This window comes from Streptomyces sp. NPDC050759, from assembly GCF_044456945.1.
GTDB lineage: Bacteria > Actinomycetota > Actinomycetes > Streptomycetales > Streptomycetaceae > Streptomyces.
Genome location: NZ_JBITGI010000003.1, coordinates 522,453 through 545,902, shown reverse-complemented (window position 1 = coordinate 545,902; position 23,450 = coordinate 522,453). Strand labels below are relative to the sequence as shown.

The 23,450-nt window shown below is 70.7% G+C and carries 23 protein-coding genes; 8 read left to right on the top strand and 15 right to left on the bottom strand.

The genetic code is table 11. The features are described from left to right. Positions 1-1,170, top strand: a complete 1,170-nt coding sequence (locus ACIBJB_RS12470) for an acyl-CoA dehydrogenase family protein (protein WP_398929454.1) — start codon at positions 1-3, stop codon at positions 1,168-1,170. Continuing rightward, the gene (locus ACIBJB_RS12465) at positions 1,167-2,189 is read left to right on the top strand and encodes a TIGR03617 family F420-dependent LLM class oxidoreductase (protein ID WP_398929452.1); all 1,023 of its coding nucleotides are present in this window, start codon (positions 1,167-1,169) and stop codon (positions 2,187-2,189) included. The genes ACIBJB_RS12470 and ACIBJB_RS12465 overlap by 4 nt, the downstream gene beginning before the upstream one ends. A gap of 7 nt (positions 2,190-2,196) precedes the next feature. Here ACIBJB_RS12465 and ACIBJB_RS12460 read toward each other — a convergent pair whose 3' ends face one another. The 10 genes from ACIBJB_RS12460 to ACIBJB_RS12415 all read right to left on the bottom strand — a co-directional run bounded on the left by ACIBJB_RS12460 (position 2,197) and on the right by ACIBJB_RS12415 (position 12,987). After that, complete coding sequence (locus ACIBJB_RS12460; protein WP_398929450.1) at positions 2,197-2,988, bottom strand: FadR/GntR family transcriptional regulator; 792 nt, start codon at positions 2,986-2,988, stop codon at positions 2,197-2,199. An 85-nt stretch (positions 2,989-3,073) separates the two neighbouring features. Beyond that, complete coding sequence (locus ACIBJB_RS12455; protein WP_398929448.1) at positions 3,074-3,670, bottom strand: GTP-binding protein; 597 nt, start codon at positions 3,668-3,670, stop codon at positions 3,074-3,076. Further along, positions 3,651-4,019: a DUF742 domain-containing protein gene (locus ACIBJB_RS12450; protein ID WP_398929850.1), complete on the bottom strand. Its 369-nt coding sequence runs from the start codon at positions 4,017-4,019 to the stop codon at positions 3,651-3,653. Before ACIBJB_RS12450 ends, ACIBJB_RS12455 begins: the two co-directional genes overlap by 20 nt. A 17-nt stretch (positions 4,020-4,036) precedes the next feature. Further along, positions 4,037-4,465, bottom strand: a complete 429-nt coding sequence (locus ACIBJB_RS12445; RefSeq protein WP_398929848.1) for a roadblock/LC7 domain-containing protein — start codon at positions 4,463-4,465, stop codon at positions 4,037-4,039. Positions 4,466-4,473: 8 nt separating this feature from the next. Next, positions 4,474-6,852 (bottom strand): nitrate- and nitrite sensing domain-containing protein, encoded by a 2,379-nt coding sequence (locus ACIBJB_RS12440; protein ID WP_398929446.1) that lies wholly within the window; start codon positions 6,850-6,852, stop codon positions 4,474-4,476. A 236-nt stretch (positions 6,853-7,088) separates the two neighbouring features. Continuing rightward, on the bottom strand, positions 7,089-7,484 hold the full coding sequence (locus tag ACIBJB_RS12435) for a Zn-ribbon domain-containing OB-fold protein (RefSeq protein WP_398929444.1): 396 nt from the start codon (positions 7,482-7,484) through the stop codon (positions 7,089-7,091). Then, complete coding sequence (locus ACIBJB_RS12430; RefSeq protein WP_398929442.1) at positions 7,481-8,632, bottom strand: thiolase family protein; 1,152 nt, start codon at positions 8,630-8,632, stop codon at positions 7,481-7,483. The genes ACIBJB_RS12435 and ACIBJB_RS12430 overlap by 4 nt, the downstream gene beginning before the upstream one ends. 4 nt (positions 8,633-8,636) lie before the next feature. After that, complete coding sequence (locus ACIBJB_RS12425; RefSeq protein ID WP_398929440.1) at positions 8,637-10,211, bottom strand: AMP-binding protein; 1,575 nt, start codon at positions 10,209-10,211, stop codon at positions 8,637-8,639. A gap of 21 nt (positions 10,212-10,232) precedes the next feature. Continuing rightward, complete coding sequence (locus ACIBJB_RS12420) at positions 10,233-11,723, bottom strand: aldehyde dehydrogenase family protein (RefSeq protein WP_398929438.1); 1,491 nt, start codon at positions 11,721-11,723, stop codon at positions 10,233-10,235. Positions 11,724-11,844: 121 nt separating this feature from the next. Beyond that, the gene (locus ACIBJB_RS12415) at positions 11,845-12,987 is read right to left on the bottom strand and encodes an acyl-CoA dehydrogenase family protein (protein ID WP_398929436.1); all 1,143 of its coding nucleotides are present in this window, start codon (positions 12,985-12,987) and stop codon (positions 11,845-11,847) included. 85 nt (positions 12,988-13,072) lie between these two features. Here ACIBJB_RS12415 and ACIBJB_RS12410 point away from each other — a divergent pair, with 85 nt between their 5' ends. Genes ACIBJB_RS12410 through ACIBJB_RS12385 form a run of 6 tightly spaced genes read left to right on the top strand, consistent with a single transcriptional unit; the run spans position 13,073 to position 18,475 of the window. After that, entirely contained in the window at positions 13,073-13,828 is a 756-nt protein-coding gene (locus ACIBJB_RS12410; RefSeq protein ID WP_398929434.1) for an SDR family NAD(P)-dependent oxidoreductase, read from the top strand. Positions 13,829-13,847: 19 nt separating this feature from the next. Beyond that, positions 13,848-14,609, top strand: coding sequence for an enoyl-CoA hydratase/isomerase family protein (locus tag ACIBJB_RS12405; RefSeq protein WP_398929432.1), 762 nt, complete (start codon positions 13,848-13,850; stop codon positions 14,607-14,609). Positions 14,610-14,646: 37 nt separating this feature from the next. Beyond that, positions 14,647-15,825, top strand: coding sequence for a CaiB/BaiF CoA transferase family protein (locus ACIBJB_RS12400; protein WP_398929430.1), 1,179 nt, complete (start codon positions 14,647-14,649; stop codon positions 15,823-15,825). Positions 15,826-15,848: 23 nt separating this feature from the next. Next, entirely contained in the window at positions 15,849-16,760 is a 912-nt protein-coding gene (locus ACIBJB_RS12395; protein WP_398929428.1) for an SDR family NAD(P)-dependent oxidoreductase, read from the top strand. Then, positions 16,757-17,269, top strand: a complete 513-nt coding sequence (locus ACIBJB_RS12390) for a DoxX family protein (RefSeq protein ID WP_398929426.1) — start codon at positions 16,757-16,759, stop codon at positions 17,267-17,269. The genes ACIBJB_RS12395 and ACIBJB_RS12390 overlap by 4 nt, the downstream gene beginning before the upstream one ends. 48 nt (positions 17,270-17,317) lie before the next feature. Beyond that, positions 17,318-18,475 carry an acyl-CoA dehydrogenase family protein gene (locus ACIBJB_RS12385; RefSeq protein WP_398929424.1) on the top strand — a complete coding sequence of 386 codons (1,158 nt, stop codon included), beginning with the start codon at positions 17,318-17,320 and terminating at the stop codon, positions 18,473-18,475. A gap of 64 nt (positions 18,476-18,539) precedes the next feature. Here ACIBJB_RS12385 and ACIBJB_RS12380 read toward each other — a convergent pair whose 3' ends face one another. Genes ACIBJB_RS12380 through ACIBJB_RS12360 form a run of 5 tightly spaced genes read right to left on the bottom strand, consistent with a single transcriptional unit; the run spans position 18,540 to position 23,444 of the window. Then, complete coding sequence (locus tag ACIBJB_RS12380) at positions 18,540-19,655, bottom strand: acyl-CoA dehydrogenase family protein (protein ID WP_398929422.1); 1,116 nt, start codon at positions 19,653-19,655, stop codon at positions 18,540-18,542. Further along, entirely contained in the window at positions 19,652-20,899 is a 1,248-nt protein-coding gene (locus ACIBJB_RS12375; protein ID WP_398929420.1) for an acyl-CoA dehydrogenase family protein, read from the bottom strand. Before ACIBJB_RS12375 ends, ACIBJB_RS12380 begins: the two co-directional genes overlap by 4 nt. A 28-nt stretch (positions 20,900-20,927) precedes the next feature. After that, on the bottom strand, positions 20,928-22,076 hold the full coding sequence (locus tag ACIBJB_RS12370; RefSeq protein ID WP_398929418.1) for a thiolase family protein: 1,149 nt from the start codon (positions 22,074-22,076) through the stop codon (positions 20,928-20,930). Further along, positions 22,073-22,531 (bottom strand): Zn-ribbon domain-containing OB-fold protein, encoded by a 459-nt coding sequence (locus ACIBJB_RS12365; RefSeq protein ID WP_398929416.1) that lies wholly within the window; start codon positions 22,529-22,531, stop codon positions 22,073-22,075. The genes ACIBJB_RS12370 and ACIBJB_RS12365 overlap by 4 nt, the downstream gene beginning before the upstream one ends. Position 22,532: 1 nt before the next feature. Beyond that, positions 22,533-23,444, bottom strand: coding sequence for an SDR family oxidoreductase (locus ACIBJB_RS12360; RefSeq protein ID WP_398929414.1), 912 nt, complete (start codon positions 23,442-23,444; stop codon positions 22,533-22,535). Between the last annotated feature and the right edge of the window lie 6 nt (positions 23,445-23,450).

Genomic DNA, 23,450 nt, shown 5'->3' with positions numbered 1-23,450 from the left:
ATGGACTTCGCGTTCAGCGAGGAGCAGGAGCAACTGGGGCGCACTGTAAGGGCGTTCCTGGCCCACACCTCGCCCGAGACCGAGACGCGGCGCCTGATGGAGACGCCCGAGGGCTTCGACCGGGTGCTGTGGCACCGGATGGGGACGGAGCTCGGGCTGCAGGGCCTGGCGGTCCCCGAGGAGTACGGCGGTGCCGGGTGCGGGCCGGTCGAAGTGGGCGTGGTGATGGAGGAGATGGGCCGTGCGCTGCTGTGTGCGCCGTTCCTGTCCTCGGCCGTGCTGGCGACGACCACGCTGCTGCGCTGCGCCGACGAGGACGCCCGCAAGCGCCTGCTGCCGGGCCTGGCCTCCGGTGAACTCGTCGGGACACTCGCCCTGACCGAGGACTCCGCCCGCTGGGACGCGGCAGGTGTGCAGCTCACCGCCCGCGAAAGCGACGGGAGTTGGCTGCTCAGCGGGCACAAGATGTTCGTCCTCGACGGCGCCACCGCCGATGTCGTCCTCACCGTCGCCCGCACCGGTGACGGCATAGGAGTCTTCTGGGTGGACGGCGACGCGACCGGCCTGACCCGTGAACCGCTGCCCACGATGGACCCGACCCGCCGCCAGGCCCGCCTCGACTACCACGACGTCCCGGCGACCCGGCTGCGTACGCACGGCGACGGCTGGGGCCTTGTCTCGGAGGTGCTCGACCGGGCCGCCGTGGCGCTGGCGGCCGAGCAGGTCGGGGTGGCCTCCCGCGCGCTCGACATGGCGGTGGAGTACGCCAAGGTGCGCCACCAGTTCGGGCGGCCCATCGGCTCCTTCCAGGCCGTCAAGCATCTGCTCGCCGACGTCCTCCTCGAGGTGGAGTCGGCGCGCGCCGCCGCTCACTACGCCCTGCTCGCCGCGGAGAACTCCGAGAGCGCCGACCCGGAACTGCCCGCCGTGGCGAGTCTGGCGAAGGCGTTCTGTTCCGACGCGTGTGTCCAGGCGACACAGGAGAACATCCAGGTGCACGGCGGCATCGGCTTCACCTGGGAGCACCCGGCCCACCTCTATCTGAAGCGGGCCAAGACGTCACAGCTGCTGTTCGGGGATCCGGCGTACCACCGGGAGCTGCTCGCACGGCGCATCGGCATGGACAGTGGCATGGACATCGGCATGGAAAAGGACAAGGGAGCGGCATGAAGGTCGACGGCAAGCTCAACGTGTGGAGCACCACGGAGGTCGTGGAGGAGGCCCGGCACCACGAGAAGGCCGGCTACGACGGCCTGTGGGCGTCGGAGTCCAAGCACGACCCCTTCCTGCCGCTGGTGCTGGCGGCCGAGCACACCGACCGCCTCGAGGTGGGGACGGCCATCGCGGTGGCCTTCGCCCGCTCCCCCATGCAGCTCGCGTACACCGCGCACGACCTGCAGACCTACGCGGGCGGACGGTTCTCGCTCGGGCTCGGCAGCCAGATCAAGCCGCACATCGAGCGGCGCTTCGACATGCCGTGGAGCCGGCCCGCGGCCCGCATGCGGGAGTACGTGAGCGCGCTGCACGCGATCTGGGCCGCCTGGAACGAGGGCGAGAAGCTCGACTTCCGCGGCGACTTCTACTCGCACACCCTGATGTCACCCTTCTTCTCTCCCCCGCCGGCTCCCGGCGGCGCGCCCAAGGTGTTCGTGGCCGCGGTCGGCCAGGCGATGACCCGGGTGGCGGGCGAGGTCGCCGACGGACTCCTCGCGCACGGCTTCACCACCGAGCGGTATCTGAAGGAGGTGACCCTGCCGACCGTGGAGGCGGGGCTCGCCGCGTCCGGCCGTACCCGGGCCGACTTCGCCGTCTCCCATCTGCTGCTGACCGCGACCGGCCGCACGGAGGAGGAGATGACCCGCGCGATCGACGGCACCCGTGCCCAGATCGCCTTCTACGGCAGCACACCCGCCTACCGCGGGGTGCTGGAGCTGCACGGCTGGGGCGAACTCGGCGACGAGTTGCACAAGTTGTCGACGTCCCGTCGTGAGGACAAGTGGGAGGCGATGAGCCGCCTCGTCGACGACGAGGTGCTCCACACCTTCGCGGTCGTGGCGGAACCGGAGCGGGTCGCGGGCGAGATCCGGCGCCGGTACGGGGCGCTGGTGGACCGGGTGTCCTTCTACACCGCGTACGAGATCGACGCCGCGGTGTGGGAACCCATCGTCGAGGAGCTGCACAGCAATTGACGTCGCGTCAGCCGAGCAGGTCCAGGACGGTGGTCATGGACCTGTTCTGCAGCAGGTAGTCCTCGGCCTCCTGCAGGTGCACGCGCCACAGCTCCTCGGCGGCCTCGGTCTGGCGCGCGGCCACCAGTTCGACGAGCGCGCCGTGCGCGCGGAAGCCCCGGCGGTTGGCCCGTACGTTCTCGGGGCTGCCCGCGTCCAGGTCGACGTGGGACCAGTTCGCCTGGTCGATGATGTGCCGGACCATGCCGTTGAGGACGCTCAGCGTCTCGTTTCCGGCCAGTTCGACGACCAGGGCGTGGAACTCCATGTGGGCGCGGATGAAGGCCGAGGGGTCGTCCATGAGCCGCTCCGCCTCGGCGACGGCGGCCCGCAGCCGCACCAGGTCCTCGTCCGTGCGCCCCTCGGCCAGCAGCCCGGCGCACGGTGCCTCGATGACCGTACGGGCGTCGTAGACGTCCTTGAGGGTCGTGCCCCGGTATTCGAGGACCACCCCGGCGTACCGGGCCGCGACCGTGCCTTCCGGGGTCTGCACCCGCGCCCCGCCCCGGGCGCCCCGGCGCACGCTGATCAGCGACTCCGACTCCAGCACCCGGAACGCCTCACGCAGCGTCGGCCGGGAGACGGCGAACTCCGCCATCAGCGCCGACTCGGCCGGCAGCGCCTCGCCCTCGGCCAGCTCTCCGCGCACGATCTTGCGGCGCAGCTGTGCCGCCACCAGCTCGGCCATCTTGGGGACGCGGACCTTGACACCGTTCACGCCCTCACCGCCACCGCCCTGCCGCCCCGTCGTACTCGTCACCGGGCCCACCTCCGTCCGACCCACAGGTGCGGGACACAGCCCGAGCACCGGGTAGACGGTTCACTCTACTAGATAACTGATTCAACTAGGTTATCGAGTTCGCGGAAATGAGATGTTCGGCCAGCGCGAGCAGCAGGTCGCGGCCGACCGCCCGCTGCCGCATGTCCCCCATCACCAAGGGGACTTCCGGGTCGAGGTCGAGCGCTTCGCGGATCTCCCGCTCGCTGCGTTCCTGGTGGCCGTGGAAGCAGTTGACCCCGATCACGAAGGGAATGCCACGGCTCTCGAAGAAGTCGATGGACGCGAAACTGGACTCCAGCCGCCGGGTGTCGGCGATGACCACCGCACCGAGCGCGCCGTGCACGAGGTCGTTCCACATGAACCAGAAGCGCTCCTGGCCGGGCGTCCCGAACAGGTAGACCACCAGCTGCGGGTTGATCATGATGCGGCCGAAGTCCATGGCCACCGTGGTGGTGGACTTCCGCTCGACGCCCTCGACGTCGTCGACGCCCACACTCGCGACGGTCAGATACTCCTCGGTGCGCAGCGGCGCCACCTCGCTCACCGCCCCGACCAGGGTCGTCTTGCCGACACCGAAACCACCGGCCACCAGGATCTTGACCGCCGCGGGAGCCGAGCCGTCATAGGCCCGGCCCGCGGGGTCAGAGTCTACGAAGGCCATCCCTCACCGCCCGAAGAAGTGTCATGTCCATTGTGTTCCCTACCGCTACGGCGACCGGCGGCCGGGTTGTCGCCCTGCCCAGCGCCACCAGGTCGTCGATCAGGATCTTCGTCACCGCCACGGGCAGGTTCAGTTCCGCGGCGATCTCCGCCACCGCTGCGGGTGTGCGGCACTGCTGGAGGATCGAGCGGTGCTCGGGCTGCAGTCCTCGCAGACCGGCCCGGCCCGATGCCGGTTCGACGGTCGTCACGAGCGTGATCAGGGTGAGGTCGTCGCGCGCGGGTGCCGTCCGGCCCTGGGTGATCGTGTAAGGCCTGACCGACAGCTCCTCTGCGTCCCCTGCTTCCAGGCCGTCCATCCAGTGGCTCACTCACGCACACCGCGCTCGTCGGCGGGCGCCCCGAAGCGCGTCTCGGTGCTCATGCGCTGGCCCACCTGCTGCATCAGCGTGTGCATGGCCACGGCCATCAACTCGGCGTCCACTTCCTGGGACGCCACGACGGCCAGATGAGTGCCACGGCCCGCTGCGGAGATGAACAGCCACAGGTCGGCCAGCTCGACGATCACCTGGTGCACCGAACCGCCGCCGAACAGCTGGCCGACCCCGCGGGCCAGGGACTGCTGGCCGGTGGCGATGGCGGCGAGGCGCTCGGCGTCGCCGCGGGCGATGGTGCGGGACTGGCTGACCACCAGCCCGTCGTCGGACAGCACGATGGCGTGGTGCGTACCGGGAACCTGTTCGACCAGGCCGTCCAGCAGCCAGTCGAGGTCCGGATGGGTGGCGGTCGTTCGCATTGTCATGGTCAGTCTTCCGTCGGGATGCGTCTACGCTGCGGCAGCACGTCGGTGGGTTCGTGGTCGGTCGGGGGAACGTCACGCCGGACCATCCGGGACTGGCGCTGGAAGGCGCCGATCGTCGCGCCGGAGCGGGTGGGTGCGGGCCGCCGGGCCGGTGACTGCTCGTCGGTCGGCTGGGCGCCCAGGCCGGCGTTCGGGTCCCGCAGTTCGTCGGCGAGACTGGCCAGGCGCACCCGTTTGGGCAGCGGTTGCACGTCCGGCGCGACCTCCACGCGCAGGGTGCCGTTCCCGCGCGGGGCGCCGGCCGTCTGCGGCACCGGATGGGGTCGCGGCGGCGGGGTCCACACATCGCTCAAGGGGACCGCGGCTGTGGGCGGGCCGACGCGGCCGGTCACCAGGGTGTCCGCGTCCGGGGCCGTCCTGTGCTCGGGCGGGCCCGCGACATCCGCTACGGCCGCCTCGGGGGGCGGCGGCCAGGCGGTGTCGGCTGCTTCGGGTACCGGCCCGGTCGGTCCGGCGGCCTCGACGACGAGCTCGTCGGGGATGAGGACGACGACCCGGGTGCCGCCGAAGGAGGAGGGCCGCAGTTCCACCTGGATGTCGAGGGCACGCGCCAGCCGGGCCACGACGTAGAGGCCGAGCCTGACGTCGTCCGCCCGGGACATGACGTCCATGCGGGGCGGCTCGGTCATCAGCCGGTTGGCTTCGTCGTACTGCTCGGGGTCCATGCCCACGCCGCGGTCCTCGATCTCCACCGCGAGACCGCGTCCCACCCGGGCGGCGTACACCTCCACGGGCGTCGGTGGTCTCGAGAAGCCCACCGCGTTCTCCATGAGTTCGGCCAGCACGTGGATCACCAGGCCGACCGCGCGCTCGGCCAGCCACACCCGGTCCTCGACGTCGATCTGGATCCGGCGGTAGTCCTGCACCTCGCTCTGCGCGGAGCGGAGCACATCCAGCAGCAGGACGGGCTTGCGCCAGCGTCGCTGCGGCTGGCCGCCTCCGAGGATCACCAGGTTCTCCTCGTAGCGCCGCAGCCTGGCGGTCAGGTGGTCGAGGTCGAACAGGCCTTCAAGTACCTCGGGATCCTCGTGCCGGCGCTCCAGTTCGCTGAGCTTCTTCATCTGGAGGCCGATGAGCAGCTGAGTACGCCGGGCGATGCGCTGGAGGAGCTTCTCGAAGCCGCGGAACTGCGAGACCTGGGCCATCGTCGTGTCCAGGGCGCTGTGGCGGGCGAGGTTCAGCGCCTGCCCCAGTTGGCCCAGTTCGTCGTCGCCGTGCTGGATGGCGGGGAGTTCGGCGTCCAGGTCGACGACGTCCCCGCTGCGCAGGCGTTCCACCACGGCCGGCATGCGGGTCTGCAGGTCCAGGGCGGCGACGCGCAGCGCGGCGATCCGGCGGCGCAGCGTCCGGGTGAGGAGCGCGCTGATCAGGACGACCACGAGCACCGCCACCGCGCCCATCACGCTGGTGACGATCAGCCGCCGCACCATCGCGTCCAGTTCCTTCTCAGTGGCCGCCGTCAGGGTTACGGAGTAGGTGGAGTTGAGCTGTTGGAGCTGGGCGGTGACCGGCCCGACGCTGTCGCTCCACGTCGTGCCGAGTCCCTTGGAGAACTTGTCCGCGTCGGTCCCGGAGCCGTTGTCCGTGCCGGTGCCGGTGCCGGACAGGACTTTCTGCTCGGCTGTCGCCTTCTGCTTCCACGCGCCGCCCGCCATCAACTTCCGGTAGAGCGCGGCCTGGTCGTCCGGGACCAGGGGCACGACCTTGTTGTCGTAGAGGAAGTGCTGGGAGCCGATCCATCCGGCGAGCTGCCCGCGTTCGGTGCCGCTGAGCCGTCCGGTCACCGAGCCGCGGGTGAAGAGCGCGTTCTCCCGGGAGATCATCTCCATGCCCCAGACCGAGTCGATGGCCGGTCGGGCGAGGTAGTCGATGTTGGGCAGACCCACGTGGCTCAGGGTGGTGAACACGTTCAACTGGCCGGAGATGAGAGCCGTATAGCGGTCGAACGTCTGCTGCTGCGAGGCGGTCCGCTGGTCCACCGCCGCCCGGTAGTCGGACAGTTTCCGCAGGTTCCTGCCCACCTGGACGACGTTGGCGCGGATGTCGTCCGGGGCGCTCCAGTCGCTGTCGGGCAGTTCCTGGACGGTCGTGACGTCGGCGTCGGTGCGGATGCGCTGCGCGCGCAACGCCTTCTGGTAGCCCTCGGGATCGGCCAACTCCGCGCCGCTGAGCCGGCGTTCCTCCTGGAGGTCGAAGAAGGCCGCCATGATCGGACGTGCCGCCGCGTTGGAGGCCGCGTTGCGGTCCTTCTGCCTCTGCCAGTCCGTGTAGAGCTGCGCGGAACTCGCCAGCCACAGGGCCACGAGGGTCACGCTGGGCACCAGAGCCAGGATGAGCAGGACCGTGCGGAGTGAGGGCTGTCGCCGGGCTCCGCTGCCCCTTGGGTCTTGTCTCTTCGACGCACGCGCGTGCACTGCCACTGAGGTCCCCAGCGATGCTCCAAGTGACAGGCCGCTCGGATGGGCCCGCACGATGACGCGCCATGCTATCGCCGGATACCGCTATCTAAATACACTTAGCTCACTAAGTTTTCACAAGAGTGAGTCAACCGCTTCGGTCAACGCTCCGGCACGAAGTACGGCAGCGTGATCTCGTCCGTGAAGAGCCGGAAGTCGACGCGGACGCGCATGCCGATGGCCACGGCGTCCGGATCGCCGGCGTCCACGTGGGAGAGCAGGGTGCCGCCGTCGTCGAGGTCGATCACGGCGAGCGCGAAGGGCGTGTCGAAGCCGGGCCCGGGGGCGCGGTGGACCACGGTCACCGAGTAGACGGTCCCCCGGCCCGCGCTCGGCACGTAGTGCCAGTTGGGCGCCATGCAACCGGGGCAGGCGGGCTCGGGGACGAAGAAGCGCAGGTCGCAACTCGGGCAGTAGGGGACGACCAGTTCGCCGCGTCGGGCCGCGTCCCAGAACGGTTCGGACAGTTCGGTGGGGACGGGTACGGGCCGGCTCATCGCGCTCTCCCCAGCAGGCTCATCTCGTAGTGCTGTGCGCCGGATCCGGCGTTCCCGACGACCGCGAGCTCGGCGCCCTCGACCTGGTGCACGGCGGTGCCGCGCAACTGCCGTACGGCCTCGACGACTTTGAGCGTCATCTGCTGTGTCCCGTTCCAGGCGTACGACAGACAGCCCCCGTCGGGATTGACGGGATGCTTGCCGCCCACGGCGATGGCACCGCTGGCCGCCAGGGGTCCGCCCTCGCCCTCGCCGCACAGGCCGAGTGCCTCCAACTGCCGGATGACCTCGAAGGAGTTGGGGTCGTAGAGGGAGAAGACGTCCACGTCGTGCGGGCCGACGCCCGCCATGGCGTAGGCGCGGGTGGCGGCGTCCCGGCCGAGCTGACCGACTTCCCGGTGCAGGGCCGGGTTGGCGTATGCGGCCTGGTGGTACTCCATGCCGCCGCCGAGGACGGCGACGGGCGGGTTCGGCAGGTCGCGGGCCCGTTCGGCGGTGGTGACCACCAGTGCGGCGCCGCCTTCGCCGACGATGCAGCAGTCCAGCAGGTGGAAGGGCGTGGCCACCATCCGGGAGGCGAGGACGTCGTCGGCGGTGTACGGGCCGCGGCCGTACATCATCGCCTCCGGGTTGGTGGTGCCGTTGTTGCGGATCGTGGCGGCGACCTCCGCAAGTTGCCGGGAGGTCGTGCCGTACTCGTGCATGTGCCGAGCCGCCACCAGCGCGAACTGGGCGACGACATAACTGCCCCACACGTCGGCGAACTCCAGGGGCACACCTGCTCCGACGGGACCGGCTCCGCGCGAGACCAGCTTGCAGCCGCCGACGACGACGGTGTCCGCGTATCCGGCGCTGATGGCGGCGGCCGCCTTCAGCAGGCCCCGCGAGCCGGCGTTGTCGAGCATCGAGTCGCTGGTCCAGCGCAGGTCCCGGCCGAGCATCCGCGCCCAGGAACTGCCCTCGCCGGGTACGCCACCCGGGCCGGGCCAGTCGACCTGGGCGCCGTCGACCTCGGCCGGGGTGAGCCCGGCGTCCGCGATCGCGCCGCGCACCGCTTCGAGGGCGAGGTCCATGGCGTCGCGGTCGGGCAGCTTCAGCGCCTGTTCGGTGGCGTGCACGCCGACGACGACGGGTTGGCGGGGGTTCACCGGGTCACCGCCCCGCGCCGAGCTGTTCGCCGCCGGGGTAGCCGCCCCCGCCGAAGCGCTCGTCGAGCACCTCGTAGTCCTTGGTGTAGTCCTTGGTGCGCGGCAGTGCCTCGACGAACTCCACCGTCTTCGGCTTCTTGTACGAGGCGATCCGCGCCCGGCAGTGCTCGATGACGTCCTCCGCCGTGACCGGCTCGGCGCCCGGCTGGAGCACCACGACGGCCTTGACGTCCTGCGCCCAGCGCTCGTTGGGCACGCCGATCACGGCCGCTTCCTTTACCGCGGGGTGGGACTCGATGCAGTTCTCCACCTCGGCCGGGAAGATGTTCTCGGCGGCCGACTTGAGCATGCGCGTCGTCGTGCCGAGGAAGCTGATCGTGCCGTCCGGTTCGCGCCGGCCGAGGTCGGTGGTGTGCCACCAGCCGAAGCGGAAGCGCTCCTTGTTGATCTCGGGCCGGTTCCAGTAGCCGAGGTGCACGAGGTCGCCGCGGACGCAGATCTCGCCGGCCTCGCCGACCGCGCACTCTGTGCCGGTGCCGTCCAGGATGCGTACGGCGGTGAAGGGGCCGGGGCGGCCCGCGTTGCCGGTGCCCGCGTCGCCGTAGGCGCCGGTCACGGCGAAGCCGGTCACCTCGGTCTGCCCGTAACCGCGGCCCATACCGCCGCCGTTGCGGGTGAAGCGGCTCTCGTCGGTGGGGACGGTGCCCTGCCACAGCTGTGCGGCGACGCTCGCGCGCAGGTGGGAGAGGTCGTGGCCGGCCTCGCGGTTCAGCGCGACGAGCTGCGCGATGGTCGGGGGCATCAGGTAGGCGTGCGTGCACTTCTCGCCCGCCAGCAGCGGGAGCAGTTCCTCGGCGACCACGCGGCGGACGACCACGTTCTTGCCGCCGTGCACGAAGGCCGGGACGCCCCAGAACTGGTAGTTGCCGATATGGAACATGGGCCCGGCGCCGAGGAAGGCGGTCTCCGTGCCGATGTCCCCCATCCAGGCGGCGCTCGCGCCCATGGCGAGCAGGTTGCGGTGCGAGAGCATCGAGCCGGACTGCCGACCGGAGATCGCCGCGGTGTAGATGACCAGCAGGGCGGCGTCCGGGTCGACCTCGGCGACGGGGTCCTCGGGCGAGCCGGAGGCCAGGAAGGACTCGTAGGAGTCGGCGCCTTCGGAGTCGTGCTGCAGCCACAACGCCCGGTGGTCGCTGCCGAGTTCGGCCCGCGCCTTGGCGACCGTGTCGCCGATCTCCTCGTCCTGCCAGACGACGACCTTGGGGTCGAAGTCCTCGACGGCGAAGGCCATCTCGGGGGCGGCCCAGCGCCAGTAGCCGGGGCAGACCATGGCGCCGACCTTGGCGGCGGCGCCGAGCAGCTCCCAGATCCGGAAGGAGTTCTGGCCGAGCCACAGGATGCGGTCGCCGGAGCCGACGCCCGCGTCCCTGAGGGCGCCCGCGAGTCGGTTGGTGCGCTCGTCCAACTGGGGCCAGGTCAGCCGGACGTCGCCGTCGACGAGGGCGACCCTGTCGGGGAAGGACCTTCGGTGCTCACGGATGATGTCGCCGAACGTCAGGCGGCGGGCGGGATTCACGTCGTTGCTCCCCATGGTCGGTCAGACGCGGCCGATGCCGACGCCCTTCACGTTGATGAACTCGTCCAGACCGGCCTTGCCGCCTTCCCGCCCGAACCCGCTCATGCCGACGCCGCCGAAGGGTGTGGCGGGCGAAGTGATCGGATTCGGACCGGGGTTGACGTAGACCGTCCCGGCCTTCAGGCGCGGTATCAGGCGGTTGACGCGGGTGATGTCACGGGACTGGATGTAGGCGGACAGGCCGTACTCGCTGTCGTTGGCCAGGGCGACGGCCTCGTCCTCGGTGTCGAACGGGGTGATGGCCAGGACCGGGCCGAAGACCTCCTGCTGAGCGAGGTCGCTGCGGTTGTCGACGTCCGCGAACACCGTCGGAGAGACGAAGTAGCCGTCCGAGTCGATGCGTTCGCCGCCGTACACGAGCCGGCCGGCACCGTCCTCGATCGCCTTGGCGACCATGCCCTGGACGCGGTCGCGCGCGGCTTCGTTGATGAGGGGGCCGATGTACGTCGTCGGGTCGAGCGGGTCGCCGACCGGCAGGTGGGCGATCACCCCGGTGACCCGGGCGATGACCTCGTCGTAGATCGAGCGTTCCACCAGGAGCCGGGTGGGCAGTGCGCAGCCCTGGCCGGTGTTGCTCATGGCGAAGGCGGCGCAGTACGGGACGACGGTGTCGAGGTCGGTGTCGGCGAAGAGCAGGTTGGCGGACTTGCCGCCGAGCTCGAAGACGACCGGCTTGAGGCTCAGGGCCGCGTCCGCCATGATGCGGCGCGCGGTGGCGGGGCCGCCGGTGAAGGAGATCTTGTCGACGCCGGGGTGGGTCACCAGGGCCGATCCCGCGTCGCCGAGCCCGGTGACGACGTTGACGACGCCCTCGGGGATGCCGGCCTCGCGGGCCAGGTCGGCGAAGAGCAGCGCGGAGAACGGCGTGGACTCGGCCGGTTTGATGACCACGGTGTTGCCGGCGGCGAGCGACGGCGGGACCTTCATCGCCAGCGACAGCGCGGGCGAGTTCCAGGTGATGATGTGGCCGATGACGCCGTACGGCTCGGCGATGGTGTACTCGACGTTCTCGTGCGGGCTGTAGGCCGCGCCGACCATGCCTTCGATCTTGTCGGCCCAGCCGGCGTAGTACTCGGTCCACTCGGCGACGTGCGGTCCGACGTTCTCCGCCCAGCCGCCGATGCACACCCCGTTCTCCAGCGGGCAGATCGCCGCGAAGTCGGGGATGTGGTCGCGCAGCAGCCCGGCGAAGCGGGTGAGCAGCCGACGGCGCTCGGCGGGGCGCATGGTGCCCCACACCTCGAAGGCCTGACGGGCGGCGGCCACGGCCTGGTCCACCTCGGTGGGCCCGGCGAGCGGGATGTGCGCCTGGATCAGACCGGTCGCCGGGTTGCGGTGCTCGTAGAGTCCGCCGCTGGTGTCGGTGACGTCCTTGCCGCCGATGACCAGACGCGGCTGCGGCAGGTCATGCTCCGCTCTGTCCTGGTGAAGCTTCACATCGACCGTGACCACGGGTACCTCCTAGAGACCGCGCAACACTGCGCACATCCAGGCTAAATAGCTAACCTATTTAGCCAAGGTAGTCAATAAGTTCAGAACAGTCCGGGCCGCGGACTACAGCCCCGGCCGCGATCTACAGGCCCAGTGACCGCCCGATGATCTCCAGCATGATCTCCGAGGTCCCGCCGAAGACCCGCTGTACCCGGCTGTCCCGCCAGATGCGCGCGATCTCGTACTCGTTGACGTAGCCGTAGCCACCGAAGAGCTGCATGCAGCGGTCGATGACCTGCCAGCCGGTCTCGGAGGTCCAGTACTTGGCGGCGGCGGCCTCGTCGGCCGTCAGCTCGCCCTGGACCAGGGCCATGATGCAGCCGTCCACGTACACGCGGGCGGCGTTCAGCTTGGCCCTGATGTCGGCGAGCGCGAACCGGTTGGCCTGGAACTCCCCGATGGGCTGCCCGAAGGCCGTACGGGTCTTGGCGTAGTCCAGCGCCAGCACGTAGGCCCGCTCCGCGGCCGCCAGCGAGGACACGGCGATGGCGAGCCGTTCCGTGGGGAGGTTTCCCATCATGTGGTAGAAACCGCGGCCCTCCTCTCCGATGAGGTTCTCGGCCGGGACCCGGACCTCGTGGAAGAAGAGCTCGGCGGTGTCCTGGGCCTTCATGCCGACCTTGTCGAGCTTGCGTCCGCGCTCGAAGCCCTCGGCTCCACGCTCGACGACGATCAGGCTGATGCCCTTGTGGCCGGCCTCCGGGTCGGTCTTGCAGGCGACGATGACCAGGTCGGCCAGGATGCCGTTGGTGATGAAGGTCTTGGAGCCGTCGATCACCCACTCGTCACCGTCCCGGCGGGCGGTGGTACGGATGGCCTTCAGGTCGGACCCGGCGGACGGCTCCGACAGCGCGAGCGCGCAGATCGTCTCGCCGCTGATCACCCCGGGCAGCCAGCGGGCCTTCTGTTCAGGAGTGGTGAGGTTCATCAGATAGGGCGGGAGGACGTCGTTCTGCAGCCCGAGTCCGATGCCGACCGTACTGGTGGCCGCCATCTCCTCCGCCATGATGGCGTTGTAGCGGAAGTCCCGGATGCCCTGGCCGCCGTACTCCTCCGGGAACTGCCAGCCGATGAGTCCGGCCTTGCCCGCCGCTGCCCAAGCGGCCCGGCTCACCTGCCCGTCGCGCTCCCACTGCTCGGCGTACGGGGCGCATTCGCGCAGGTAGAAGGTACGGGCGGTGTCGCGGAACAGCTCGTGTTCCTCGGTGAAGATCGTTCGGCGCATGCTTGACTCCACTCATGCATCTCGCTTATTTAGCTGAAGTAGTTATACGATAGCCCTGTATCGGGACCTAGGCGAGGGAGGGCGCGTGAGCGTACGGGACAAGGTGGCACTCGTCACCGGAGCGGGACGCGGTATCGGCGAGGCGATCGCCGACCGGCTCGCCGCCCAGGGAGCCGCGGTCGCCGTCTGCGACCTGGACGCGGAGGCCGCCGCCAAGGTCGCGGGCCGGCTCGTCGAGCGGTACGGAGTGCGGGCGACGGGGGTCGGCGCGGACATCTCCGACAGCGCGGCCGTGCACACGGCCGTGGAGCGGGTGACCGTCGACCTCGGTCCGGTGGACGTGCTGGTCAACAACGCGGCCGTCGATGTCATCGGCCGCTTCGTCGACAGCACCGAGGACACCTGGAACCGCATCATCGACGTCAATCTGCGCGGCACGATCACGGTGACCCGGGCGGTGCTCGACTCGATGATCGAGAGCGGTGGCGGTCGGATCGTGCACATCGCCTCGGACGCCGGCCGCGTCGGCTCGTCCGGAGAGGTGGTGTACTCCGCGACGAAGGGCGGGGTCATCGCCTTCGGCAAGGCGCTGGCCCGCGAGGTCGCCCGGCACGGCATCACCGTCAACAGCGTCTGCCCGGGCCCGACCGACACCGCGCTGCTCGGACAGGTCGCCGACTTCAGCCAGAAGATGTACGACGCGACGGTGCGGGCCATCCCGCTGCGCCGCGTCGCCCAGCCCGACGAGATCGCCGGTGTGGTTGCCTTCCTCGCATCCGACGACGCCGCCTACATGACCGGGCAGACGCTCTCGGTCAGCGGCGGACTGACGATGGTCTGAGGTGAGCACCGTGCTGCGAATGGAACTCCGCGACCGAACAGCCGTGCTCACACTCGACCGGCCGGGGCAGCTCAACGCCATCGGCTCCGAGACCGCTGACCAGCTGAAACAGATCCTCACTGACGTCCGCGACAACGACGACGTACGCGCCCTGGTCATCACCGGTGCAGGACGGGCCTTCTCGGCCGGTGCCGATCTCGGTGAGATCGAGTCGTTCACGGCACCCGGGCAGTTCCGTGCCTTCGTGGGGCGCCTCACCGAGGCGTTCGCGCTCCTGGAGGACTTCCCCAAGCCGTCGGTCGCGGCCGTCCACGGGTTCGCCTTCGGCGGCGGGCTTGAGCTGGCCCTCGCCTGCGACCTGCGGGTGGCCGAGCGCGGGACCCGGCTGGGCCTGCCCGAGATGAAGCTCGGCGTGCTGCCGGGCGCGGGCGGCACCCAGCGGCTGCCCCGCCTCCTGCCGCCGGCGATCGCCAAGCAGATGATCCTCACCGGCGAGCCGATCGACGCGGAACGTGCCCACGCGCTCGGGCTCGTCAACGAACTCGCCGAGCCCGGCGGTGCGCTCAAGACCGCCGAAGCCCTGGCCGCGAGGCTGACCGCCGGGGCCCCGCTCGCGCTCGCGGCGGGCAAACGGCTCGTCGACTACGGGCTCGGCATGGACCTGGAGGCGGCGATCGCGTACGAGCGCGAGACCGTCGCGGTGCTGTTCAGCACCGAGGACCGGGCCGAGGGACTCAAGGCCTTCCGGGAACGCCGACCGGGCGACTTCCGCGGCGTGTAGCAGGCGTACAAGCGCCCGATGATCTGGAGGTGGGCCCGTGCGGCCACTTGAGGGCTATTCCGTGGTGGAGCTGGGCATGTGGGTGGCGGCACCGGCCGCGGCCACCATGCTCGCCGACTGGGGCGCGGACGTGGTGAAGGTGGAGGCGCCGACCGGCGACCCCAACCGGTACACGCTCAAGCACGTCGGGCAGGACATCGACAGTGCTCCCCCGTTCGAGACCGACAACCGCGGCAAGCGCGGGATCGTCCTCGACTTGCGCTCCGAGGACGGCAAGGACGTTCTGGAGCGGCTGCTGGAGCGGGCCGACGTGTTCGTCACCAACCTCCGACCGGGCGCCCTGGAGCGGCTCGGCCTCGGACCCGAGGAGCTGCGGGCTCGCCACCCCCGCCTGGTCGTCGGCACGTTGACGGGCTACGGCTGGACGGGCGCCGAGCGCGACCGCGCCGGGTACGACGTCTCGGCGTTCTGGGCCCGGCCCGGCATCGCCGCCATGCTCAACCCGGCAGGCGAGCCGCCGCCCGGCATCCGGCCCGGCCTCGGCGACCGTACGGCCGCGGCCAACCTGGTCGCCGGAGTGCTGGCCGCGCTGCTGCGCCGCGAGCGCACCGGCGAGGGCGGCGTGGTGGACGTGTCGCTGTTGCGCTCCGGCACCTACGCCAACGGGAACGACCTCGCCCTGCAGAACTTCTTCGGCAAACGTGGCCGCACCCGCCACCGCAGCGAGCACGAGTCGCCGCTCTACAACTCCTACCGGGCCGCCGACGACCGCTGGTTCTGGCTGGTCGGCCTGGAGGGCAACCGGCACTGGCCCGGTGTTGTCAAGGCACTCGGCCGCGAGGACATGGCGACGGACGAGCGGTTCGCGACCGGCAAGGCCCGGCGCGGGCACGTACGCGAGCTGATCGCCGCATTCGACGAGGAGTTCGCGAAGCGGCCGCTGGCCGAGTGGGCCGAGCGCTTCGACGCCGAGGGCGTGTGGTGGGCGCCCGTGCAGACCCTGGCGGAGGTGGCGGCCGATCCGCAGGCGGAGGCGGTCGGGGCGTTCGTCGAACAGCCCGGTATGGGTGACGCGCCGCCGTTGCGGACGGTGGCGACTCCGGTCGCCTTCTGGGGCGTCGACGAGAAGCCGCGAGGCGGCGCGCCGACGCTCGGCGAGCACACCGACGAAGTACTGCGCGAACTCAACGGCGACGTGCTCCGCGAACTCAACTGAACTCATCTATCTGGAGGTACGGCGTGGGCATCCTCGACGACAAGGTCGCCATCGTCACCGGCGGCGGCAGAGGCCTCGGCCGGGCGCACTGTCTGGCGCTCGCCGAGGCCGGCGCGACCGTGGTGGTCAACGACCTCGGCTCGGGCATACACGGCGAGCAGACCGGTGACTCCCCCGCCGACGAGGTCGTCGCCGAGATCACCAAGCTCGGCGGCCGGGCGATCGCCAACCACTCCTCGGTGACCGACTGGGCGGCGACCGAGACCATGGTCGCGGACACCGTCGCGGAGTTCGGCCGCCTCGACATCGTGGTGAACAACGCGGGGATCGTGCGCGACCGCATGCTGTTCTCGATGACGGAGGCCGAGTTCGACAGCGTCATCGCGGTGCACCTGAAGGGCACCTTCGCCCTCACGCGGCACGCGTGCGCGTACTGGCGCGAGGCGTCGAAGCGGGGTGAGCGGGTCACCGGACGCGTGATCAACACGACGTCCGGGACCGGCCTGTTCGGCAACCAGGGCCAGTCCAACTACGGGGCGGCAAAGGCCGGGATCGCCGGACTCACCGTCCTCACCGCCCTGGAGATGCGCCGCTACGGAGTCACCGCGAACGCCATCTCGCCGATCGCGGCGACGCGCATGACTGACGGGCTGGCCGTCGGCGAGTCCCTCCAGGCCGTCGAGGGCTTCGACCCGCGCGATCCCGCCAACGCCTCCGGTGTCGTCGTCTACCTGGCCTCCGACAGCGCGGCCTGGCTGACCGGCCAGGTCCTGCGCATCGAGGGCAACCGGCTGAACCGGCTGCAGGGCTGGACGGTCGCCGCCGTCCACCCGAGTCAGTCCGGCCAGGCTCTCACCTACGACGAACTCGTCGACGCCGTACCGCAGTTGTACGGCGCTGTCCCGGCCGGCCGGGCGACGGGAGCCGGCCAGTGAAGGGCCACGACGCCGCCGCCCTCGTGCTGCGCGCGACCCTCGGCCCGATGCTCTTCGCGCACGGCTGGAACAAGGTCGCCGGACCGGGCGGGATCAAGGGCACCACAGGCTGGTTCGAGGCGCTCGGTCTCCAGCCGGCCGAGGTGCACGCCCGGATGGCGGCCGGCACCGAGATGGCGGCCGGGGTGGGCATCGCGCTCGGCGCGGCCAACCCGCTCCCCGCCGCGGCAGCCGTCGGCCTGATGACCGTGGCCGCGCGGACCGACCACCGCGGCAAGGGCTTCTTCGTCTTCAAGGGCGGCTGGGAGTACGCCGGTGTCGTGGGCGGCGCGGCCGTCGCACTGGCGGCCCTGGGCAACGGCCGGTACTCGCTCGACGGCCTGCTGCGCCGCCGAAGCGCCGGTACCCGGCACGCGTTGCTGGCGGCCGGGGTCGGCACGGCGAGCGCGGCGGCACTGCTGGCGCTGTGCTACCGGCCGGAGCAGAAGCCCGACGAGACAGAGCAATGAGACCCATGAGACCGACAAGGGCAACAAGGGCAACAAGGGAGAGTCGACATGGACGCGGCTGACTTCAGCGCGGTGCTGTCCGAGGTCCGGCGTTTCGTCCGGGACCGCGTCGTGCCGCTGGAAGCGGAGATCGACGAGACGGACGAGATGCCCGCGGACATCCGCGAGGCGGCCAAGAAGATGGGCCTGTTCGGCTTCGCGCTGCCCGAGGAGTACGGCGGGCTGGGGCTGTCGATGTACGAGGAGGCCCAGTTGATGTTCGAGCTGGGCTACACGACTCCGTCCCTGCGTTCGATGTTCGGCACGAACAACGGCATTGCGGGTCATGTCCTCATGGTCGGCGGTACGGAGGAACAGAAGGCGCACTGGCTGCCGAGGATCGCCTCGGGTGACGTTCTGGCCTCGTTCGCCCTCACCGAGCCCGAGGCGGGTTCCGATCCCTCCACGCTCACCACCAAGGCACACCTCGACGGCGACGAGTGGGTGATCAACGGCGCCAAGCGCTACATCACCAACGCCCCGCTCGCCGACGTCTTCATGGTCTTCGCCCGCACCGACCCCGACGCCCCGCGCACCCGCGGCATCTCCACCTTCCTGGTCCCGGCCGGTACGCCGGGCCTGACCGTGGCTCCCAAGGACCACAAGATGGGCCAGTTCGGCGCCTGGACCGCGGACGTGTTCTTCGACGACGTCCGCGTGCCGGCCTCCGCGCTCGTCGGCGGTGACGACGGTCTGAACCGGGGCTTCTCCACGGCGATGGGCTGCATCGCCCACGGGCGGGTGCACATCTCCGCACTGATGGTCGGCATGGCAGAGCGCCTGGTCGACGAGTCGGTCGCCTACGCGAGCACCCGCAAGCAGTCCGGGAAGCTCATCGGCTCCTTCCAGCTCGTCCAGGGCCTGATCGCCGACTCGCAGACCGACTACTACGCTGGACGCGCCACCGTGCTGGAAGCCGCCCGCGCCTTCGACGCCGGCACGGACACCAAGATCGGCCCTTCCTGCACGAAGTACTTCGCCAGCGAGATGGTGTGGCGGGTCGCGGACCGCGCCGTGCAGATCCACGGCGGCGCCGGCTACATGCGCGGGGTCGCCGTCGAGCGCTTCTACCGCGACGCCCGGCTGTTCCGCATCTACGAGGGCACCAGCCAGATCCAGCAGGTCATCATCGCCAAGGCACTGCTGGGCGAGGCGGCGCGCGGCTGAGCGATACACAAGGCAAAGGCCCCGGGGATTCGTCATCCCCGGGGCCTCTTTCGTGCTGCGTCCCTCAGATCCCGAGCCGGTCCAGCAGCCGCTCGTGATACACCGCCGGGCCGCCGAAGAGCAGCTGGGAGGACTTGGCCCGTCGGAAGTACAGGTGGGCCGGGTGTTCCCAGGTGAAGCCGATACCGCCGTGGACCTGGATGTTCTCCATGGCGGCGACCATGTACGCCTTGGAGCAGCAGGCGTGTGCCACCGCGGCGGCGACCGGGAACTCGTCCGAGCCCTCGTCGGCGAGCAGCGCGGCCTCCCGGCTCGCCGCCTCCGCCAACTCCACCTGGACGAGCATGTCGGCACACTTGTGCTTGACCGCCTGGAAGGAGCCGATCGGCCGGCCGAACTGATGGCGGACGCGGGCGTATTCCGCGCTTGCCTCCAGGCACCGGCGCGCCCCTCCCGCCTGCTCGGCGGCCAGCCCCACCGAGGCTATGTCCAGGACCTTGGCCATGATGCGACCGCCGGCCCCCTCCGCCCCGAGGACGGTCGCGGGCACGGCGTCGAAGGTCAGCCGGGCCATGGCCCGGGTGGCGTCCAGGGTCTGCATCGGCTGCGCCGCGAGTCCCGTGGCGTCCCGCTCCACGGCGAAGAGGGTGGGACCGGCGACGGTACGGGCGACGACGAGGATCAGGTCGGCCGTCGTACCGTCGATGACGAAGCTCTTGCGGCCGCGTATGGTCCAGCCGCCGTCGCCGTCGGGCACGGCGCGCGCCGAGACCATGGCGGGGTCCCAGGAGCCTGCGTCCTCGGCGACGGCGAGGGTGGCCGTGGTCCGCCCGGCCGCGATGCCGGGAAGGAGACGCGCGCAGGCCTCCTTGTCGCCGGAAGCCAGCAGAGCCTGGGCGGCCAGGACGACGGTGGCGAAGAAGGGAGCGCAGAACAGCGCACGGCCCATCTCCTCCAGGACGACGCCGAGTTCGACGAGGCCGAAGCCGTCGCCGCCGTACTCCTCGGGGATCGCCAGGCCCGGCAGGCGCAGTTGGTCGGCCGCCTGGGACCACACCGCCGGGTCGAAGCGCGGCTCGCTCTCCATGAGCTTGCGTACGGCCTCCTCCGGCGACTTGGCTTCCAGGAACTCCCGTACGGACGCCCGCAGTTCCCGCAGTTCGCTCTCGTCGGCGGTCACGGCCGCACCTCCTTGGCAGCGGCGGTCACCGGTTCCTTGGGCAGGCCGAGGACGCGTTCCGCGAGGATGTTCTTCATGATCTCCTCGGTGCCGCCGAGGATGCGCAACGCCGGGGTGGCCAGGAGCAGTTCGGTCCAGGCGTAGGTGCCCCACTGACCGGTGTCGGCGATGATCCGGGGGCCGAGCACGTCGGACACGAAGTGCGCCGCACGGGTCAGGTTCTGGCCGTACATCAGCTTCGAGACGGACATCTCGGGGCCCGGCGCGACCCCGCCGCGCAGCTTGCGCAGGGCGCGGGCGTTGAGGTGCTCGGTGGCCAGGACGTCCACCAGGAGTTCCGCGAGGCGGGCGCGCAGGGCGCGGTCGTCCCAGGTCCAGGTGGCCCGCATGAGCGCCGAGAGGTGGTCCGGGGACAGGGCGGCGCCCACCGGGCCGACCCCTTCGCTGCCGACGGTCGCGCGCTCGTTCATCAGGGTGGTCAGCGCGACCGTCCAGCCTCCGTCGACCTCACCCAGGCGGTGGTCGTCGGGGATGCGGACGTCGGTGAGGAACACCTCGTTGAAGTCCGCGCCGCCGGTCATCTGCCGCAGCGGCCGCACCTGGACGCCCGGTGTGTCCATGGGGACCAGGAAGGCCGTGATACCACGGTGCTTGCGCGCGTCGGGGTTGGTCCGGGTGAGCGCGAGGCCGATCTGGCTGTGCTGGGCGACCGAGGTCCACACCTTCTGCCCGTTGAGTACCCAGTCCTCGCCCTCCCGCACTGCCCGCGTGGCCACGCTCGCCAGGTCGGACCCCGCGCCGGGTTCGCTGAACAGCTGGCAGGCGATGGCGTCACCGCGGTACATCGCCGGCAGCCAGCGGTCCCTGATGTGGGACTGGGCGTGGGCCAGGATCGTCGGTCCGATCATGCCCAGGCCGATCACACTGAGCACACCCGTGTCGGCGACGTCGTACTCCGACTCGATGGCGTCGTAGAGCAGGTCGTGGACGGGGGTCAGGCCCCGGCCGCCGTACTCCACCGGTCCGGTGATCCAGCCGAAGCCGTTCTCGTAGCGGATCCGCTGCCACTCCCGGGCCCGCTGCACGAACTCCCGCTCCTCGTCGGGCGGGAGGCTGCTGAAGTACGCCATCGAGTCGTCGCCCTCGCCCCAGGCGACGGCGGTGCGGTCGGGGGCCTTCGCCACGTGCGCGTCGAGGAAGCGGCGCGCCTCGGCGGCGAAGTCCTGCATGTCGTCGGATTCCATCGCGTTCGCTCCGCGGTCGGGGAGAGGTTCAGGTCGAGAGGATCGTCACCGCCGACGCGCCGGGCGCGCCGTACAGGTGGGTGTAGCCGACGCGGGGCGTGCCGGGGATCTGGCGCGTGCCCGCCGAACCGCGCAGCTGGAGGACGATCTCGTGGATCTGGCGCAGCCCGGACGCGCCGATCGGTTCCCCGTTGCCGAGCAGTCCGCCGTCGGTGTTGACCGGGAGCCGGCCGCCGATCTCGGTGGCGCCCTCGGCGATGAGGCGTTCCTGCTCGCCGTCCTTGCAGAGGCCGTTCTCGGCCATGTGGATGATCTCCGACCCGGCGTCGGTGTCCTGGAGCTGGGCGACGTCGACGTCCTCGGGGCCGATGCCCGCGCTTTCGTACGCCGCCCGGGAGGCGTCCACGCTCGGGCTGTCCACGGGCTCCCCGACCGGGAAGGACGGGCTCTGCACCTCGAACGCGCCGAGCCTGCGGCTGCGCAGGGCGGTGGAACGGACCCGTACCGGCTTGCCCAAGTACTTGTGGGCCTGGTCGGCCCGGCACATCACGATCGCCGCGGCGCCCTCGTTCGGGCCGCAGTACATGAACTGGCGCAGCGGGTAGTTGAGGACCGGGGAGGCGAGAACCTCCTCGGGCGACAGGGGCGTCCGGCGCCAGGCCTTCTCGTTGCCGGCCGCGTTGCGGAAGTTCTTCGACGCCACACGGGCGAGCGTCTCGTGGGAGATGCCGTGCTCGTGCATATAGCGGTTGATCTTCATGCCGAAGAAGTGGGTGGTGAGGAAGAGCCCCGTCTGCCCGTACCAGGAGGGGATGCCGGCCACGGACGGGTCGGCGGCGAACGCGCCGCGCGGGTGCTTGTCCAGGCCGATGGCGATGGTCAGGTCGTGCTCGCCGGTCTCGATGGCGCGGGCGGCCAGCGCCACCGCCGTACCGGCCGTCGCGCAGCCGTTGAAGACACCGCGCAGGGGTACGCCGGTCAGGCCGAGCCGGCCGACGATCGCGTCCGGGTTGGCGACCTCGTAGCTGCCGATGTAACCGCCCTGGATCTGTGGCCAGGTCACGCCCGCGTCGGTGAGCGCCAGCCGTACCGCGTCGGCGCCCATGTCCAGCGCGGGCTTGCCGGCGAACCGGCCGAAGGGGTGGAGGCCCACCCCGATGATGACGGCCTCGGTCATGACGCCTCCTGTTCGGCATGGGTGGACTCTTCGACCGGGGCGAACGCGAAGGTGACGACCTCGGTGCCGTCGTCCTGCACCGTGTAGGGCACGAGCGTCAGCCGCATGTCCTGTCCGATCCGCAGCTTCTCCGGGTCGGGTTCGGTCAGTCGCGCCTCGACCAGCAGCTCGCCGGGGAGCTCGATGTACCCGACGGAGTACGGCTCGAAGGCCTCGGGGCCGTCGTACGGCGGGGACGGCGGGCGGAAGTCCTGGGTGGTGTACGTCCACAGCGTGCCGCGGTCCGCCAGGAGCCGCTCCTTCGACTCGTCGCTCGCGCACCGGACACAGGTCGCGGCGGCCGGGAAGCTCACCAGGCCGCACACCCTGCACTCGGAACCGATCAGCCGGAGGGGCGCGGCGGCGGGCGGCCAGGTGAACAGGCCCTCGGCGACCGGGCGTTGTGTCATCGTCATCTCAGGCCCCGTTCCGGTTGCCCAGGGCGTCGGCGTTCGGAGCCGCCTTGGCCACCAGGTTCGGGACGACGGAGGACAGCTCCTCCGGCGTCCAGCGGGTGTCGGCACTCGCGGCGGGGCCGTTGACCCAGCCCTCCAGGACCGTGATGCGGTTGCCGACGACGCCGAACACCCGGCCGGTGACCTCGCGCGAGGCGGCCGAGCCCAGCCATACCACCAGCGGCGAGATGGCCTCGGGGGTCAGGTCCTGACGCTCGGCGGCCTGTTTCATCATCTCGATGTCGTCGGTCAGCCGGGTCAGCGCGGTGGGCGCGATGGCGTTCACCGTCACGCCGTAGCGGGCGAGTTCGGCGGCGGCGATGAGGGTGAGGCTGCCGATGCCGGCCTTCGCGGAGCCGTAATTGGACTGGCCGGGGTTTCCGAAGATCCCGGACGGGGAGGTCGTGTTGATCACCCGGGCGTCGTTGCCGTGACCGGACTTGGCGCGCTCGCGCCAGTACGCGGCCGCATGGTGCAGGGTGGCGAAGCTGCCCTTGAGGTGGACGGCGATCACACTGTCCCAGTCCCGCTCGGTCATCGACACGATCATCCGGTCGCGCAGGATGCCGGCGTTGTTGACCAGCACGTCCAGACCGCCGTAGGTGTCCACGGCCTGCCGGACGAGCCGGCCGGCGCCCTCCCAGGTGGAGATGTCGTCCGTGTTGGCCACCGCCTCGCCACCGGCCGCGACGATCTCGTCGACCACGCTCTGGGCGGGCCCGGCCGAGGCGCCCGCGCCGTCCCGTCCGCCGCCCAGGTCGTTGACGACGACCTTCGCCCCGTGTGCGGCGAACGCCAGGGCGTGCGCCCGGCCGATCCCGTTGCCGGCGCCGGTGACTACCGCGATCCGGCCTTCGACCATTCCTTCAGACATGCTCAA